The organism is Bradyrhizobium diversitatis (genome assembly GCF_016031635.1).
In the GTDB taxonomy this organism is placed as follows: domain Bacteria; phylum Pseudomonadota; class Alphaproteobacteria; order Rhizobiales; family Xanthobacteraceae; genus Bradyrhizobium; species Bradyrhizobium diversitatis.
This window is the reverse complement of the sequence record NZ_JACEGD010000005.1, coordinates 169,685-185,835: the sequence shown is the minus strand read 5'-3', so window position 1 is coordinate 185,835 and position 16,151 is coordinate 169,685. Positions and strand designations below refer to the sequence as shown.

The following is a 16,151-nucleotide window of genomic DNA, read 5'->3' as shown; positions in this document are numbered from 1 at the left end:
GCGGTTGCCCGCCCCACGCCAATCGGCTAAATGAAATCCCACTGCACCCGTAGCTCAGCTGGATAGAGCGTTGCCCTCCGAAGGCAAAGGTCACACGTTCGAATCGTGTCGGGTGCGCCATTCTCCTGTCGGACGCCACGTAAGTTCTAGCTGCCACCCGAGATGGGCTCCGCACGCCACGCATAGACTAGCGCGGCAATTTTCTCTGCATCACTTCCACGTCCGCGACGGACTTGAGTGCCTCGATGTTTGACGCGGGCATCCGTGCCGAGAACATGCCCGGCACCAGGCTGCTGACATCGGTCACCTTTGCAGCCTTCATCGCGTTCTGGAGCTGCTCGTCCGAAACGCCCGGCGACGGCTCGATATAGACTGCGACGATGTCCGGGTCGGGAGATGATCGCTGGGCCATTTCTTTATCTTCCGAATCTTCCGACCTTCTTCCAGAATCCCGACTTAACGCTAGCGCTTTTTCTTTGCCTTCCGGGCTACTCCGGTCTTTTTCTTGCCACCCGATCCAACCCGTTTCGCCTGCGGCGCGGCCGCGGGTCTGGCATAGGCCTGCCCGACGTCGGCGAGGAGCGAGCCAGCCGCTGTGACGACAACAGCCGAAGGCGCCATCTGGTTCACATGATTGACCAGAGCCTGCGCTGATATCTTTCCATGGCCGTATTCGGGAGTCCAGTTGGTCGGGCCCGTGTGCGCATCCTTGACGGCCGTCGCCTGCAAGGCCGCAACCACACCTTCGGGATCAAGCTGGTGCCGCCGCTCCAGCATGAGCGCGATTACGCCCGAAACGAAGGGGGTCGCCATGCTGGTTCCTTCGATGGTCAGTGTGCGCGTCGGCGTACCGGCCCGTTCGCTGTTCTCCGCCTCTTCCGAACCAGCCGCGAGTGCCGCCGTGATCATCTCACCGGGCGCCGATATCTCGGGTTTCTCGCGCCCGTCACGCGTCGGCCCGCGACTGGAGAAACGGCTGGAACGACCGACCACCGCAGCGGGCGCGGTCTGCGGCCCGTCATCGGACCTCCATGCATTCTTGGTGACGTGACTGGCCACGGCTATGACCCGGGTAGCCGTCGCGGGCAGACCAATGGTGCGCGCAGACTCCACGAACGCGCCGTCGCGAAAGCGGCCGTTGCCGGTGATCCAGGCATCGAACCGTCCCGGTTCAGCCTTGGTGCAGGTCACACGCAGCTTCCATCCCTTGAAGTCGCTCAAGTCCGTGCTCGATTTGATCCGGGCATCGATCAGAACCTCGACGGATTTATGCCGCGTCTGGGCCGTTCGTCCGATCGTTACCCGGGCCCCATTGGCGTTGAACTTCGCTTCCCGATTCATGCCCGGCGCCGCCATCACCGTCCCCGAGGGCGAGACCAGCGAGACGTCGAATCTGTCCTTGTTGCCGTACCAGCAGACGATGGTGATGCCGCCTTCTTCGGTCGACATGTCAAGCGTCGCGGTTTCCGTCTGGCCCTCTGCAAGGCGCGCGCCGACGTGAATGTTGTCGATGCGCTCGTTGCCGGCCGCCAGCACGACGATCCGGCCGGGGCCGGAAAGCCTGTCCAGCGCACGCTCCTCCGCGCTCGCTCCGTCGTGGGCGCCGTGATGACCGCCGAGACTCATGTTGACGACGGCCGGACGGCCGTCAGCCTTGTCGAAGCACCATTTTGTCGCTTCCGCCAGGCGAATGAAATCGGTCTTCACCAGTACGAATCGTGCATCCGGCGCCACGCCCGATACGGCATTGAACGGACTGCCAGCGGCGATCGAGGCTACATGTGTTCCGTGTCCATCCTCATCAAAGCCGGGTCGGTTGCCGCCGGTGTTCCAACCGGCCTCGAGCTGCGCCGTCGAAAACTCTCGCGCGGAGAACGTGGTGCCATTGAATTTCTGCTCGAGCAGCGCATCGACGCGCAGTTTGTTGTTGCCATCGCGGAAGGCTGGGTGCGAGAGATCGAACCCGGAGTCGATGATGCCGACAACGACACCATCGCCTCGACCCGCCACCTTGCGACTGCTCGGCAACCCGACCATGCCGTCGACAAGCGCTTTCTCCAGCATGGTTCTCTTTTGCTTTTGTGCCTCAACAAACCTGACGTTGGCATGCTCGTAGACGATGCTCGCCTTCTTGACCGGCACGATCGCGGCATAGAGACCGCCACCAAGATCCGCGACCTGCTTCGCCTCCGCGCGCGCGAGCAGCGGAGCGATGTCGGTACCCTCGTCAGCCTCGACGATTACTGCGGCCTCGGGATCCGCCCCTGCGGCCCCGCTCACCACGCGTCGCGGAGCGGCCAGCGGCTGGACGATCGCAAACACGTCACCGCCGGGTGCGATGTCTTCCATGATCTGCAGGGAAATGGACGATTTGGGTGAAAGCTCGCGTACGGCCATGGCAATTCCTCCGAATAAAAAGCAATGACGAAAATGGGGCGATCATCTCGGCTGCGTTACCGCGCTACGGACGGGCACCGCCGCTGATCGTGGTTGCATGGTAATATCGGGCAACCTCGCCTAACAGGAGCATATAGCTTACGTCGCAAGACATTTAGTCGCAACCCTTGATTGCGAATCGCAGCGAGAGGGAAGTATCTCTCCAGGAGTGGCACCATCAAAAGGGCGAGCGAACCGTCGAGAGCGGCGGCTCGAGACCGATCTTGCGAGATTCGCGGCGGACGATTCAGGCCATACCGAGACCCTGAACCAAAAGGTCGAACCGCAAAATCAGGCGCGACTCATCCACCGTCACGTCAGCATCGCAATAATCGACTGGACCTGGTCCGACACCGACGTCACCAGCCCGTCATACGATGTCTGACCGTGCGCGGCAGCCTTCAGGATGCATTCGGCGACTGCTGCCTTGAGGCCGAAGACCGACTGATGGGCGGGCACGCTCGCCATCACGGTTTCCAGGGCCTGGCGCATCGTCTGAATGAGTTCGGAGCTGTATTGCATGGCTGTCCTCCGCAGGATCATATTAGGTCGGATGCCCGGGCTTGCCACTCACAAGCCTGAGATTCCGCTTTGATGAACGCCTAGCCGAACGCCTCAATTCAAACGCCAGATGGCCGCATTGAGCACGCCGGCACAGACGACCCAGGCGAGCACAACGACCACTGAAACATCCATCACCTCGCGCTTCCTTTCGCGCAATTGTATCATTTCTCCATGAGCGAATCCGACACGGTGACCGGCGCGGCCTCGCCGATCCGCAAGATCATCCATATCGACATGGATGCCTTCTATGCGTCGGTGGAGCAACGCGACAATCCGCAGCTGCGCGGCAAGCCGGTCGCGGTCGGCGGCTCCGCGGAGCGCGGCGTCGTCGCGGCGGCCAGCTACGAGGCCCGCAAGTTCGGCGTTCGCTCCGCCATGCCGTCGGTGACCGCGAAGCGGCAATGTCCAGAGCTGATCTTCGTCAAGCCGCGCTTCGAGGTCTACAAGGCGATCTCGAGGCAGATCCGCGAGATCTTCGCCGAGCACACGGCCATCGTCGAGCCCTTGTCGCTGGATGAGGCCTATCTCGACGTGACGGAGAACCTGCAAGGCATTGCGCTGGCGCGGGACATCGCGCGGAAGATCCGCGAGAAGATCAAGGCCGAGACGGGCCTCAACGCTTCGGCGGGCATCTCCTACAACAAGTTTCTGGCCAAGCTCGCCTCGGATCATCGCAAGCCCAACGGCCAGTTCGTGATCTCGCCGGAGATGGGGCCGGCCTTCGTCGAGACGCTGCCGGTCGGCAAGTTCCACGGGATCGGCCCGGCAACAGCCGCGAAGATGAACGCGCTCGGCCTGTTCACCGGCCGCGACATCCGCAACCAGACGCTGGAGTTCATGAACGCGAATTTCGGCAAGTCCGGCGCCTATTACTATTGGATATCACGCGGCGTCGACGAGCGGCCTGTCAGGGCCAACCGGATCCGCAAGTCGATCGGCGCGGAGAACACGTTCTCGATCGACCTCGACGCATTCGATGCGCTGGTCGCCGAACTCAGGCCTCTGGTCGACAAGGTCTGGCGCCATTGCGAGGCGTCCGGCAATCGCGGCCGCACCGTTACCCTGAAAATCAAGTTCGCCGACTTCGAGATCATCACGCGCAGCAGGTCCGTCGCCGCGGCCGTTGCGGGCCGGGACGAACTGGAGCGGCTGGCCTGCGGCCTGCTCGAAGCCGAGATGCCGCCGCCCAAGCGCGTCAGGCTGCTGGGGGTCTCGCTGTCCTCGCTCCAGGCCGGTGGCGATTCGGAGCCGCAGTTGACGCTCGGGATCTGAATCCGGCCAGAGGACCGCTTCGGCGAACGCGACATCTTTAGCAGCGACGCGGCCCAAAACCTGTCGTAGAGACGTCAAACAGGTCTTTTCGCGATTGATGTTGGAATGCTTGCCTTATTGATACGCCTCGGACTGCGCTTCGAAGACCGCATCGAGGAGCGGCGATTTGTCGACCAATATGTCCGGGGCAGCCTCGGATGGACGCAGATCGCAATGCTGCTCGGCGCCGCCACCTATGCCGGCTACACGCTCTGGGATTGGGTGCTGTACCCCGAAGTGGTTCCGATCACGCTCGCGATCCGCGGCGGCACGGCCGTCTTTATCCTGCTGCCGCTGACGGCGCTGCTGTCACGGCGATGGATGAAGCCATGGGCAGAGACGATCTTCCTCGTCTATTGTGTCATTCCCGGCTGCATCTTGCCCAGCATTTATCTGGTGCTGCCGTCGGGCTTTACCTTTGCCGCGCCCGGCATGATGATGATCATCCTGTTCGTCTCGACCATGCTGCCGTTGCGGATCGGCTCGCTAGCGATTTTCTGCCTGCTCTCGTGGGTGGCGCTGCTGGTCGCCGAGTCGTTCGCGACGACGATGCCGACCGGGCTGAGCTTCATCAATCATTCTCTCGTCGGCAATGCCTACGCATTGTCGCTCTACGCCGTGGCTGCGCGCGAATACCGGGCGCGAAGACAATTCCGGACGTCGGAGGCGTTACAACGGGAAAAGGAACGCTCGGAGAGATCGCTGCGCGATCTGCGCGCGACCCAGGAGCAGCTCGTGCAGGCGGAAAAGCTTGCCTCGCTCGGCCAATTGGTGGCCGGTGTCGCGCACGAGGTCAGCACCCCGCTCGGCCTCGCCCTGACGACCTCGACCACCATGCAGGCCGATCTGCAGACAATGGCTGATGCCTTAGGCGGAGCATCGGTCCGGCGTTCCGATCTGACCAAGGGCATCGACAGGCTCAAGCAGGGGCTCAATCTGACCTTCGACAATCTGCACCGCGCATCCGAGATGGTGCACAGCTTCAGGCAGGTCGCCGTCCATCAGGCCGACGAGGACCGGCGGACCTTCGAGCTCAAGGACTGGCTGTCGGAGTTGATGTCCAAGCTCGGGCCATTGCTGTCGCATCATGGCCTGACGGTCGCGGTCCGATGCCCGGCGGGGATCAAGCTCAACAGCTACCCCGGAGCGCTAGCTCAGGTGATCAGCAATCTCGCTCTCAATAGCGCAGGCCATGCCTATCCTGACAAGAGAGGCGGCCGGTTCGTCATCACAGTCAGCCAGCCGGACCCGACATCCGTCCGCCTCGTCTGCGCTGATGAAGGCATCGGAATTCCCGAGGAGTTGCAGGCGCAGATCTTCGATCCGTTCGTCACGACTGGTCGGGAGAGCGGCCATGCCGGCCTGGGGCTGCACATCGCCTTTAATCTGGTGGCCTCATCGCTGAACGGGCGCCTGCGGCTCGAGAGCACGACGGGTCCGGGGACTCAGATCGCCATGGAGATTCCGCTCCAGGCATGACTCCCGCGGCCAGGTTGGAGCCGCCTCGAAAAGCGAACACAGAGCGCCCGGCGAGTGCGACTGTCGGTGACGGATTTTCAGGCCCGCCACCGTTGAAAGTCGATTCGCTCGAACCGCTCAATGCCTCACGTGCTCGAACACCACGATCACGCCGGTCGGTTCGGGCTCATGCGCCATCAGGCGCGTCAGGTCGGAATCGCCCCAATCGGCGAGGCTGACGACCTCGCCACTCTGGCGGTCGGTCTCGGCACCAAGCGATGCCGCAGGCTCGAGGACCTTGAGGCCCATCTCGTCGACAAAGAAAGTGTGCTCGCCGAACATGCTGTTGAGCTGCGGCATCGCGGGATGTTCGTCGGGCAGCACCTGAGCGCCGAGTTGGTTGACGGTCTGCTTCACCTGTTCGGATGTGAGCTTCATGAGCTGCTCCGTTTCTGTCTGCGGTTTCATTGACCCAGGCGGGAGCATGCGTTCCCTGCCCTTGTCCGCCTGGCTCAAAGTCCCGAACAGGCGCTGCGGACAAATGTTCCTGCAAAATGTATTTCGTGATCGCGCGCCGCATCCGCCGCGCTAGCGGCACGAGTTCGCCACAGGATGCACACGATCTGTCCGCTTTAGTCGGCGGCTTCGACGATCCGGATGTCGCGGTCGACGCCGTCGCCAAGCAGATCGTGGGCGGCCTGATAGGCCGGGCTGGCATACGCCGCCCTGGCGCGCTCCACGCTGTCGAACTCGATGAGAACGACACGCTCCATCTGGCCGAGCTCGAAGGCCGCGGCCGGCATCCCGCGTGCGAGCACACGGCCGCCGGCCGCTTCGATCGCCGGACGCGACAGCTTGGCGTAGGCCGCCATGGCATCGGGATTCTTGATCGCTCGGTAGGTTGCAACCCAGTAGGCTTTGGCCATCGCTTCTCCTGACGTTTGGGGCGAATTGCTACTCGCCGCGGTTCTCGCCGACCGACAAAGCGCAGATACGTGACAGATAAGTGTAGGGCAGGCCGGTCTCCTCGGCCCAGGCATTGAACTGCGCCTGCACCTTGGCGAGATCGCCCTTCGACTTGACCTCTTCGGCGATGTCGAGACCTGCATCGCGCAGGCAGACCGCCACGTCCTTGGACGTCACGAAACCGTCCCAGCCGACGAAGCGCAGCAGCATCTGGCCGGTGTTGCCCCCTAATCGGCTGCCGCGCTTGTTGAGGAGATCGAGCAGGCCGATCTCGTCGGACGACGGCCACTTCGCCAGAAACCTGCCGAAGCTGCCGTGCTGCTTCGCGATCTCCTGCACGAAGGCGGCGTTGTCGCGCACCGACATGATCTTGGCGCCGTTGCGCACGATGCGCGCGTCGCGCAGCAGGCCCTCCCAATAGTCCTCGGGCTGGAAGGTGAGCTTGGCGGGCTGGAAATGCAGGAAGGCGTCTTCAAAGCCGTCCCATTTCGAATCGATCACGCTCCAGGCGAAGCCGGCGCAGAACACCCGCCTGGTCATCTCGGCGAGGATCCGGTCATCACCGAACTTGGCCAGCCGCTTCAAGTCCGGCTTGGCCGGCATCAGTTTCTCCAGCGCCTTGGGCCCGCCCTTGCGCTTCTCGGCCCGCGCGCGAATGGTCTTGAAGGGGGTCATGTGAACACAGGTGTTGAGGGCAGGCCACGACACCAGAATTCGGCGATCCGGTCCAGCCCCCGCATTGCCGCCCCTTGCGCTCTGCGACGGGACGCAGCATGCTGTCGCTCATAGGATTGACGCAAAGGGGCGGCCGGGCTGGTCTGCTTCTTGCTTTATGCCGTTTTTGGAATCCCCTTACATTTTGATCTCTGGCCGTCGGATTTTCCATGCGCTGCCTGGTCGTGGCCGACCTGCATTACTCGTTGCCGCAGCTCGACTGGCTGGTCAGCGCGGCGCCGCAATTCGATCTCGTGGTCTTCGCCGGCGATGCGCTCGACATCGGCTCGATCGTGGACTTCCGCGCCCAGATCGTGGTGGTGAAGAAGTACCTCGCGCTCCTTGCCGCGCGGACCCGCGTGATCCTCTGCTCCGGCAATCACGACCTGGACGAGCGCAGCACCGAAGGCGAGAAGATCGCACGCTGGATTTCGGAGGTACGCGAGCTCGGCATCGCCTGCGACGGCGACAGCCTCAGCATCGGCGACACAATGTTCACGGTGTGCCCGTGGTGGGACGGGCCCCTGGTGAAGCAGCGCATCGTCGAACAGTTGCGCGATGCCGCCACCGGCCGGCTGCGGCGCTGGATCTGGGCGCATCACGCGCCGCCGGCGGATTCACCGACGAGCTGGGGCGGCAAGCGCTTCTTCGGCGACGTCGAGCTGGTGCAATGGATCATGCAATACCAGCCGTCGATGGTGATCTCAGGCCATGTGCACCAGTCGCCGTTCATCACCGGCGGCTCGTGGTTCGACCGGCTGGGCCAGACCTGGGTCTTCAACACCGGCCTGCAACCGGGCCGGCCGCCGACCTGCATCGTGCTCGACCTCGACGCGGACAGGGCATTCTGGCTCGCGGCCGGCGAAGCCCAGTGGATCGACCTGAATGCGCCGCTGAAGCGCCCCGCCGCCCCCATCGAGGCGCCGCCCGACTGGCTCACATTCTTGGATCGGATTTCCGATCCGAGCCTGGCGAGACCTCATGCGGCGGCAGGTTGATCATGCTCTGGAGCACCTCGCCGACCATGGCCAGATGCGTGCCGTGGCCGGCATATTGCCGCTTGAGATCGGCGAGATAGGTGTTGGCGACATTGAGCCGCTGCGCCAGCATCTTTGCGATCAGCAGGGCCACACCCGGCTCCTTCTCGAGGAACGAGGCGGCGTCCTCGAACTCATAGACGATCGCGTCGGAGCAGGCCCGCACGGTGGCGGTGTGCGGCTGGCCCAGCAGCACGGACATCTCGCCGAGCACGGCGCCGGGTTCGGTGACGGTGGCGACCACCATCTCGCCCTTGAGCACCTCGAGCTTGCCTTGCATCAGCACGTAGAGGTGGCCGCTGGTGCCACCCTCGTTGACAATCAGCGTGCCGGCGGCGACCTGCCGCTCCGTTCCGCCGGTGCAATAATCCAGGACTGCGCGCATCGCAGAAGCTCCCGTCGCTGCGGACCCCATCGCCCCAGACCAGAGCATGATCCGTGCCACACGACAAATCAACGCGTCTATGACGGGCGCGACAGCACTTGGCGAGGGGGACCGCGCCAGTCTCCAGGGCCGGTATCCCCAAAACCCGCCTCCGTCGCCAGGCCGCGCATGTCCGAGGCCGCGCAACGGCCGCATGGTCGGCGCTGCCCAACCTGGCGGCTGAAAACGAACAGCGCGTTTTCGCGTGCCGTGCGTCACACTCGGGAGAGCGAGGGCACCTCCTCCGGCACGATCGCCCGAAGCCCGCCGAAGCGGCGCTCGCGGCCGTGGAAGGCGGCGAGCGCCGCGGTGAGATCGCTCGCATCGAATTCGGGCCACATCCGCTCGGTGAAATGCAGCTCGGCATAAGCGCCCTCCCAGAGCAGGAAGTCCGACAGCCGCTTCTCGCCCGAGGTGCGGATGATGAGATCGACGTCGCGAAGGCCAGCCTCGCCGGTAACGAGCTGCGAGAACGCTTCGCGTGTGAGGCTGGTGAGCGCGGCCGCTTTGGCCGCCGCGTTGAGGATCGCATCGCGAGCTGAGTAATCCACCGCGATGCGCAGATGCAGCGCGCTTCCTCGGGCGGTCGCCTCCTCGGCGCGCGTGATCGCGGTGGCGATGCCGTCAGGCAGCCGGTCGCGGCGGCCGATCACGGTGAGACGCACACCGTTCCTGACCAGGCTCTGCACCTCGTTGGCGAGATAGAAGCGCAGCAAGGTCATCAGCGCCGCGACCTCGGCCCTCGGCCTCCGCCAATTGTCGGCCGAGAAGGCGTAAAGCGTCAACGTGCCGATGCCCTGCTTGGGCGCGGCCTCGACGATTCGGCGGATGGTCTCGACGCCGGCCTCGTGGCCACGCACGCGGGACAGGCCGCGCCGCGTCGCCCATCTGCCGTTGCCGTCCATGATGATGCCGACATGGAGCTTCTCGTTGCGCGAGGTGGATTCGCTTTGCATTGCAAAGTCTCCGGTCAATAAAAGGGGGAGAATCAGGTCGAGGCGATACCGAGGCGGCCGAGCAGCGACGCCTCGCGGCCGGCGGCTTTCGCCGCGTCGCGCACCAGCCGCTCGAGCACGGCGAGATAGTCGAGGAAACGGCGGCGGCCGGCCTTGGTCAGGCGACAGGTCGTGTGCGGGCGGTTGCCCTCGTAGCCCTTGGTCATCTCGACGAGGCCCGCCTCCTGGAGCACGGCAAGGTGCCGGCTGAGATTGCCGTCGGTGAGGCCGCAGAGCTGCTTGAGATCACCGAATGCCAGCCCCTTGGGATGCGCCATCAGCGAGGTCAGAAGCCCGAGCCTCGCCTTCTCGTGGATCACGCGGTCGAGTCCTTCATAGGAGAAGGGCGCGCTGTCAGTCTTCGACATCGTTGTCTCCGGACGCGAAATGCAGAATGGCCGCCATCACCGATTGCCCGATTACGAAAGGCAGTCCCATGGTCCATGGCGACAGCGTGTGGGTTCGGCTCGCCAGCACCACCACTGCGAAGCCGGACACGAAATACCACGCGCCGGCGAACGCGACGGTGCGCGGCAGTGAGCGGACCGAGGCAAAGATGCCGAGCGACACCAGGATCTGCCACAGGCCCGGCAGCAGCCACAGCGTCTCGCTCGCGAACTTCCACATCACCACCGCGAGCAGCACGCCGGCAACGCCTGCCGGCAGGAACTGCTCGACGGCCTGGTGGATCATGGCATCCGCCAGGCCCGAATGGTGACGGCGCGAACGCGCCCGCATCTCGATGCCGATCATCAGCCCCGAGAGCACGGCGGCACTGAGCCAGCCGATGAAGAATCCGAGCGGCTCGCCGGTGGGGTCATCCAGCAGCCAGAACTGCAGAACCGCGGTGATGAGCGCGACAGCGCCGGTCGCCACCATCGTCGCCGGGCCGTAGCCGCGGAAGGCTGTACCCGCCGCGATCTGGCTGCGGATCGTCACGATGTCGGCCAGCGCCTTGTCGAGATCGCGCATCGGCAACGCCAAATCCTCGTTCCACCCGGGTGTTTCGGGGCGTGATGTCCCGTTACTTTGTATTGCAAAGTATATGGCACCGCAAAGCAAAGGCAAGCCCGAATGTCGCGACGGCCCGACCGGACGCGAGCGGACAACTGGCGGTTGCGCGCTACATATCCTGACGGATAAGATGGACTCGGAAGCGTTCCAGGGGGCTGGTATGTGGCGGAAGTCGTTTGTCGTTGCGTTTGTTCTCGAGGTGATGCTGGCCGGGTTCGTTCATGCGGCGGGGCCTTTCGGCACAATCCACGTCGGCAACTGGAACGGTGGCGCTTTCACCCATGACTCGACCGGCGCGTTCTCTCACTGCGCTGCAAGCATGCCCTACGCCAATGGCATGACCTTGCTTGTCGGCCAGGATTCGAACAACGCGTGGCTGCTCGGTTTTGCCAATCCAGCGTTTCGTTTCAAGAAGGGCGAGAACCTGACGATCGACCTGACCTTCGACGGTCAGGCCGAGGTGAGACTGTTTGCGACCGCCTTTTCCGAGGTCATGGTCTCAGCCGTTCTGCCGACAAACGTCGCGCGCGCTTTCCAGAAGGCGAGCCTGATGGTGGCGGTGGCGAGAGGCACGCCCTTCCAGTTCAGCCTGACCTCGACTGCCCCTCTGATTGCCGCCGTCAGCAATTGTGTGACCCGGGTCAAGGCCGACGGGCTGGACAAGGTCGGCGATTTCACCAAGATGGCTGCCAAGCCGCAGGCCGCGCCGGACAAGCAGGCGGCATCGCCCGCCGCCGGCAAACCCGCCAGGGCCAAGAGCGGCACCGGCTTCGTGGTCAGTACGAGCGGACACATCGTCACCAACCACCATGTGATCGACGGCTGCGTCGGCGACATCAAGGGCAATCTCACCGGCGAGGCAGCAATGGTGCTGCGCGTCGTGTCGAGCGACACCAACAACGATCTCGCCCTGTTGCAGGCGCCATCGACGACGACATTCAAGGACTTTGCCCGGATCCGCGACCGCTCGATTCGCTCCGGCGACTCCGTGGTCGCGATCGGCTTTCCCTATCACGGCATCCTGACCTCGGACTTCAGCGTGACCACCGGCATCGTGAGCTCGCTCAGCGGCATGCGCAACGACTCGCGCTTCCTGCAGATCAGTGCCCCCGTGCAGCCCGGCAACAGCGGCGGGCCGCTGTTCGATAGCACAGGTCAGGTCGTGGGCGTGGTCACCGCAAAGATCCCGGCATTGCGTATCGCGGTGGCGACCGGCAACATCCCTGAAAACATCAACTTCGCCATCAAGACCGGCGTGCTGCGCGACTTCCTCGACAATTCCGTGGTGCCCTATCAGACCGCCGAGCCAAAGAGCGAGCTCAAGACCACCGACATCGCCACCAACGCCCGACCTTATACGATGCTGATCTCGTGCAACGCGACGGAGCAGGCGGACGCGAAGCGGTAGCTATCGGGGCAGGGCACACCCTGCACATCACCCTCGGCTGTCATTCCCCGCCACCGGGTCTCGCCTTCGGCGAGCCCGATGACAGGCTCCGGCGGGGAATCCAGTACGCCGCGGCCTCTCGATTCATCACAGCCGTCTCGGAGTACTGGATCGCTCGCGCAGCCGGGCGATGACACCATTGTTGCCGATCCAGCGTACAACCTCACCCGTGACAGCACGCCCCCTTTGCCGCCTGCGGCTCGTACTGGTCGCGCAGGCGCACCCAGTCCATCGGATAGGGCAGACCTTCCTCGTGACGGCCGAGCGGGGTGAGATCGAGATATTGATAAGCAGCGTTCATCATGTCGAGGCCGCGGGCGAAGCAGGAATAGGTGTGGAAGATCGCGCCGGTCTCGTCGCGGAAGAACACGCTGATGCCGGGCAGTTCGGGGCCGTAGAGCGGCGTGGTCCCGAAATTGTACATCGGCTTGCCGGTCGCGACTTCCTCCGGCGAGAACGTCACGCCGTAATCGCGGTTGAAGTCGTTGCGGCCTGAGGAGATCCAGTCGAAGGTCCAGCCCATCCGCTTCTTGAAGGCTTCGAGCTTTGCGCTTGGCGCCAGCGAGACCGCAACCCTGGCGGTGTCGCGCGCGACCAGGTGCGGCACCATGCGCTCGAACCCATCGGCCCAGAACGAGCAACTTTTGCAAGCCGCGTCCCAATCGGGTGCGAACATCACGTGCTGCACGATGAGCTGCGGCCGGCCCCTGAACAGGTCGCCCAAGGACACAATACCGTTCGGCCCTTCAAATTCGTACGCCTTGTCGACCTTGACCCAGGGGAGCCGGCGGCGCTCGTCGGCAAGCCGTTCGCGGGCCTGCGTCAATTCCTTCTCGTGGGCCAGAAGAGCCTTGCGCGCTATGATCCATTGCTCGCGCGAAACGATCTGATGTTGCTGCATGGCGTTCTCCTTGGGGTCAAGCGACGAAAGCATCGAGCTTGTCGAGGAACGAGCTCCAGCCGCGCCGGTGGTTGTCGCGTGCGGTCTCGTCGAAGAACTGGGCGTGATGGAACACCATCAAGGTGCCGGCACCGTCCGGCTTCAGTGAGATCGTCACCAGCGATTCACGCTCGGGCGTCGAATGCCAGGCCCAGGTGAACACGAGCAGCTCGTTCGGCACCACCTCGCGATAGAGGCCGCCGGCTTCGAAATATTCGCCGTCGTCACGGATGAAGCTGATGCGGTAGCGGCCGCCGACGCGGACGTCGAGCTCGGCCTGAAGCGTCGCCGGCTTCATGTTCGGCGGCCCGAACCATTGCGCTAGCTGGGGGCCTTGCGTCCAGGCGGCGTAGACCTTTTCGGGCGACGCGCGGAGCCGGCGCGTGAGCGTGAGGCTTGGACGTTCTGCCGGGCGTTCGGCGGCGTTGGCGGCTGCGTTGGCCATGTCTCTTCCTCCACGAAGGCGGCGAGGCGATCGAGATTGTGGGACCAGAACTGCGCATAGCGATTGAGCCAGTTCATCGCCTGCTCCATCGGCTGCGCGGTGAGCCGGCAGGCGACCGTGCGTCCGGTCTTCTCCCGCATGATCAGGCCGGCATCCGTGAGCACGTCGAGATGCTTCATGATCGCCGGCAGCGAGACTCGAAACGGGGCCGCCAGCTCGCTCACCGTCAGGCCGTCCTGCTCGCCGAGGCGTGCCAGCAGCGCACGCCGTGTCGGGTCGGACAGCGCCGCAAAGGTCCGGTCCAGCGTCTCGTCCTTATACTTAACCATATGGTTTAGTATAGACGCGAGCGGAAAGGCGTCAAGCAGGAACCCGTTCGCACGGGTCCGCACGACTGCGTGATCAGGCGAGCGTAGCGCGATCAGTACGGAGTGACAGGCCGCGTGCGCCGGTGCGGCCGCGGTTGCGGGTCCTGTTGCTGGCCGTAGGCAAAGCGAGGATTGCGATCGCAGAACAGCAGGCGGCCGGAGACGCTGGCCTGGCACTGCTCATAGGTGCTGTAGGCGCATTCGCCAGGATAATCGTACTCGCCGCCCTGCGCGCACCAGGGATAATCGCGCGCGGTGGCGGGGGTGCTGGCGGTGAAACCGACGAGAACCATGGTGGCCAGCGCCGGCAGCCCCAATTGCATCATGCGCATGATTCGAATTCCTCTCTTGGTGACGCGAGATACGGCCCCACATACCATCAGGTTTCGCTGCGCCCTTTTATTCCAGATCAACGGAATCGTGCGCGCAAGAAAAAAGCCCTGCCGAACGGCAGGGCTCCATCTCGATCATCACAAGATCGCTACTCGACCTTCAGGCCGGCGAACTCGACGACCTTCTTCCACTTCTCGGTCTCGGCCTTGATCTCTTCGCCGAACGCCTCCGGCGTCTGCACCCGCGGCTCGCCGCCGAGCTCGACCAGACGCTTGGCCATGTCGGGCTCCTTCATCAGCGCGTTCACCTCGGCGTTGAGCTTGGCGATGATCTCCTTCGGCGTGTTCTTCGGCGCCCCCATCCCGAACAGCGCGCTGGCCTCGTAGTCCTTGACGGTCTCTGCGATCGCCTGCACGTCGGGCAGTTGCGGCGAGCGCTGCGCGGTGGTGACGCCGATCGCCCGCAGCGAGCCGGAGCGGATGTGCTGGATGATCGAGGGCATGTTGTCGAAGATCACCTGCACCTGGCCGCCCAGCATGTCGGTGATCGCGGGCGCAGCGCCGCGATAGGGCACGTGCTGCATCTTGCAGCCGGTCATGGCCATGAACATCTCGCCGGACAGATGCACCGAGGTGCCGTTGCCTGACGAGGCCATGTTGACCTTGCCGGGATTGGCCTTCACATATTCGATGAACTCGGCGACGTTCTTGGCCGGCACGTCCTTGTTGACGGTCATCACGTTCGGCACTCGCTGGAACGAGGCGACCGGCGCCATGTCGCGCACGAAGTTGAACTTCAGGTTGGCGTAGAGCGAGGCATTGATGTAGTTGGCCGGGTTGACCAGCTGCAGCGTGTAGCCGTCGGGCTCGGCATTGATGACCGATTCGGTCGCGATATTGTTCCCGGCGCCCGGCTTGTTCTCGACCACGAATTGCTGGCCGAGCTTTTCCGAGAGCCGCTGGCCGAGCAGGCGCGCCAGGATGTCGGTGGCCCCGCCCGGCGGATAGCCGACCACCCATTTCACCGGACGGGCCGGGTAATCGGCGGCAAGGGCCTTCGACAGCGGGGTGGCTGCAAGCGGACTGGCGGCGAGCAGGCCCAGCGCGGTACGGCGAGTGATCATCTCAAGGGTTCTCCCAGTGTTGTTCTTGAAAGTCGGATAGCTTGAAGGTCGCGTCGGTTGTAACAAAGCTTGCTACAGGCGGAAAGTGCGCAGCGCGCATCACGACGAAAGGATGAGACATGCCGATCAAGGTTCACGCCCTGGATCATCTCGTGATCAATGTCAGCGATGTCGCGATGACCGCGGAGTGGTATCGCAAGATTCTCGGCATGGAAGTCAAGCTGTTCGATCCTGGCGGCGGCAAGCCGCCCCGCACTTTGCTTGAATTCGGTAACCAGAAGATCAACGTCCGGCAACGCGATGCAGATAAAGTGGAGTGGTTCACCGCCGGCCACCCGACCGCCGGCAGCGAGGATCTGTGCTTTCTCACCTCGGCCACACCGGACGAGGTGGTGGCGCATTTGCACGCACATGGCGTCGCGATCGAAGCAGGCCCAGGCCCGAGGCAAGGCGCGCGCGGCACGCTGCGCTCGGTCTATTGCAGGGACCCGGATGGCAGCTTGATCGAGATTTCGTCGTACGAGGATTGAGGCCGCCGCCAGCCCCGCCCGTCATTGCGAGCGAAGCGAAGCAATC

The 16,151-nt window shown here is 63.9% G+C and carries 19 protein-coding genes, 1 tRNA gene and 1 pseudogene; 6 read left to right on the top strand and 15 right to left on the bottom strand.

The features are described 5' to 3' along the window. Positions 1 to 43: 43 nt before the first annotated feature. Positions 44 to 120: transfer RNA gene (locus tag H1B27_RS06310), tRNA-Arg, on the top strand. A gap of 67 nt (positions 121 to 187) precedes the next feature. Here the strand turns inward: H1B27_RS06310 and H1B27_RS06305 are convergent. From H1B27_RS06305 to H1B27_RS06295, 3 genes are all read right to left on the bottom strand, one after another. After that, the gene (locus tag H1B27_RS06305; protein WP_197965381.1) at positions 188 to 412 is read right to left on the bottom strand and encodes a hypothetical protein; all 225 of its coding nucleotides are present in this window, start codon (positions 410 to 412) and stop codon (positions 188 to 190) included. 50 nt (positions 413 to 462) lie between these two features. Further along, positions 463 to 2,397, bottom strand: coding sequence for a S8 family serine peptidase (locus H1B27_RS06300; protein ID WP_197965380.1), 1,935 nt, complete (start codon positions 2,395 to 2,397; stop codon positions 463 to 465). Positions 2,398 to 2,748: 351 nt separating this feature from the next. After that, positions 2,749 to 2,958, bottom strand: a complete 210-nt coding sequence (locus H1B27_RS06295; RefSeq protein WP_197965379.1) for a hypothetical protein — start codon at positions 2,956 to 2,958, stop codon at positions 2,749 to 2,751. 213 nt (positions 2,959 to 3,171) lie between these two features. Between H1B27_RS06295 and dinB the strand changes: the two genes are divergently transcribed. Together dinB and H1B27_RS06285 are read left to right on the top strand one after the other, a co-directional pair. Further along, the gene (gene dinB, locus H1B27_RS06290; protein WP_197965378.1) at positions 3,172 to 4,272 is read left to right on the top strand and encodes a DNA polymerase IV; all 1,101 of its coding nucleotides are present in this window, start codon (positions 3,172 to 3,174) and stop codon (positions 4,270 to 4,272) included. Positions 4,273 to 4,377: 105 nt separating this feature from the next. Next, positions 4,378 to 5,790, top strand: a complete 1,413-nt coding sequence (locus H1B27_RS06285; RefSeq protein WP_061879862.1) for a sensor histidine kinase — start codon at positions 4,378 to 4,380, stop codon at positions 5,788 to 5,790. A gap of 117 nt (positions 5,791 to 5,907) precedes the next feature. Here the strand turns inward: H1B27_RS06285 and H1B27_RS06280 are convergent, their stop codons facing one another. From H1B27_RS06280 to H1B27_RS06270, 3 genes are all read right to left on the bottom strand, one after another. Then, positions 5,908 to 6,207: a hypothetical protein gene (locus H1B27_RS06280; protein WP_061880256.1), complete on the bottom strand. Its 300-nt coding sequence runs from the start codon at positions 6,205 to 6,207 to the stop codon at positions 5,908 to 5,910. A gap of 194 nt (positions 6,208 to 6,401) precedes the next feature. Beyond that, positions 6,402 to 6,695, bottom strand: a complete 294-nt coding sequence (locus H1B27_RS06275; protein ID WP_197965377.1) for a DUF1330 domain-containing protein — start codon at positions 6,693 to 6,695, stop codon at positions 6,402 to 6,404. Positions 6,696 to 6,723: 28 nt separating this feature from the next. Beyond that, entirely contained in the window at positions 6,724 to 7,410 is a 687-nt protein-coding gene (locus tag H1B27_RS06270; protein ID WP_061879864.1) for a DNA-3-methyladenine glycosylase I, read from the bottom strand. 209 nt (positions 7,411 to 7,619) lie between these two features. Between H1B27_RS06270 and H1B27_RS06265 the strand changes: the two genes are divergently transcribed. Further along, complete coding sequence (locus H1B27_RS06265) at positions 7,620 to 8,447, top strand: metallophosphoesterase family protein (protein WP_061879865.1); 828 nt, start codon at positions 7,620 to 7,622, stop codon at positions 8,445 to 8,447. Here H1B27_RS06265 and H1B27_RS06260 read toward each other — a convergent pair. The 4 genes from H1B27_RS06260 to H1B27_RS06245 all read right to left on the bottom strand — a co-directional run bounded on the left by H1B27_RS06260 (position 8,386) and on the right by H1B27_RS06245 (position 10,877). Continuing rightward, complete coding sequence (locus tag H1B27_RS06260; RefSeq protein ID WP_061879866.1) at positions 8,386 to 8,871, bottom strand: Crp/Fnr family transcriptional regulator; 486 nt, start codon at positions 8,869 to 8,871, stop codon at positions 8,386 to 8,388. The genes H1B27_RS06265 and H1B27_RS06260 overlap by 62 nt on opposite strands. A gap of 254 nt (positions 8,872 to 9,125) precedes the next feature. Continuing rightward, positions 9,126 to 9,866: a di-trans,poly-cis-decaprenylcistransferase gene (locus H1B27_RS06255; protein WP_061879867.1), complete on the bottom strand. Its 741-nt coding sequence runs from the start codon at positions 9,864 to 9,866 to the stop codon at positions 9,126 to 9,128. A gap of 32 nt (positions 9,867 to 9,898) precedes the next feature. Next, complete coding sequence (locus tag H1B27_RS06250; RefSeq protein ID WP_061879868.1) at positions 9,899 to 10,273, bottom strand: transcriptional regulator; 375 nt, start codon at positions 10,271 to 10,273, stop codon at positions 9,899 to 9,901. Further along, positions 10,260 to 10,877: a hypothetical protein gene (locus H1B27_RS06245; RefSeq protein ID WP_061879869.1), complete on the bottom strand. Its 618-nt coding sequence runs from the start codon at positions 10,875 to 10,877 to the stop codon at positions 10,260 to 10,262. Before H1B27_RS06245 ends, H1B27_RS06250 begins: the two co-directional genes overlap by 14 nt. A gap of 202 nt (positions 10,878 to 11,079) precedes the next feature. On the opposite strand from H1B27_RS06245, the gene H1B27_RS06240 reads away from it, so the two are divergent. Next, positions 11,080 to 12,327, top strand: coding sequence for a S1C family serine protease (locus H1B27_RS06240; RefSeq protein WP_197965376.1), 1,248 nt, complete (start codon positions 11,080 to 11,082; stop codon positions 12,325 to 12,327). A 202-nt stretch (positions 12,328 to 12,529) separates the two neighbouring features. Here H1B27_RS06240 and H1B27_RS06235 read toward each other — a convergent pair whose 3' ends face one another. From H1B27_RS06235 to H1B27_RS06215, 5 genes and pseudogenes are all read right to left on the bottom strand, one after another. Beyond that, positions 12,530 to 13,267: a DUF899 domain-containing protein gene (locus H1B27_RS06235; RefSeq protein ID WP_197965375.1), complete on the bottom strand. Its 738-nt coding sequence runs from the start codon at positions 13,265 to 13,267 to the stop codon at positions 12,530 to 12,532. Positions 13,268 to 13,283: 16 nt separating this feature from the next. Further along, positions 13,284 to 13,619 (bottom strand): annotated as a pseudogene (locus H1B27_RS06230) (SRPBCC family protein); the annotation flags it as partial. An 8-nt stretch (positions 13,620 to 13,627) separates the two neighbouring features. Beyond that, a complete protein-coding gene (locus H1B27_RS06225) occupies positions 13,628 to 14,080 on the bottom strand; it encodes an ArsR/SmtB family transcription factor (protein WP_197965374.1) in 453 nt (150 codons plus the stop codon). Between the two features lie 92 nt (positions 14,081 to 14,172). Further along, positions 14,173 to 14,451, bottom strand: a complete 279-nt coding sequence (locus H1B27_RS06220) for a DUF3551 domain-containing protein (RefSeq protein ID WP_197965373.1) — start codon at positions 14,449 to 14,451, stop codon at positions 14,173 to 14,175. Between the two features lie 149 nt (positions 14,452 to 14,600). Then, a complete protein-coding gene (locus H1B27_RS06215; protein ID WP_061879874.1) occupies positions 14,601 to 15,575 on the bottom strand; it encodes a Bug family tripartite tricarboxylate transporter substrate binding protein in 975 nt (324 codons plus the stop codon). Between the two features lie 119 nt (positions 15,576 to 15,694). Between H1B27_RS06215 and H1B27_RS06210 the strand changes: the two genes are divergently transcribed. Further along, positions 15,695 to 16,105 carry a VOC family protein gene (locus tag H1B27_RS06210; RefSeq protein WP_197965372.1) on the top strand — a complete coding sequence of 137 codons (411 nt, stop codon included), beginning with the start codon at positions 15,695 to 15,697 and terminating at the stop codon, positions 16,103 to 16,105. The last annotated feature ends 46 nt before the right edge of the window (positions 16,106 to 16,151 follow it).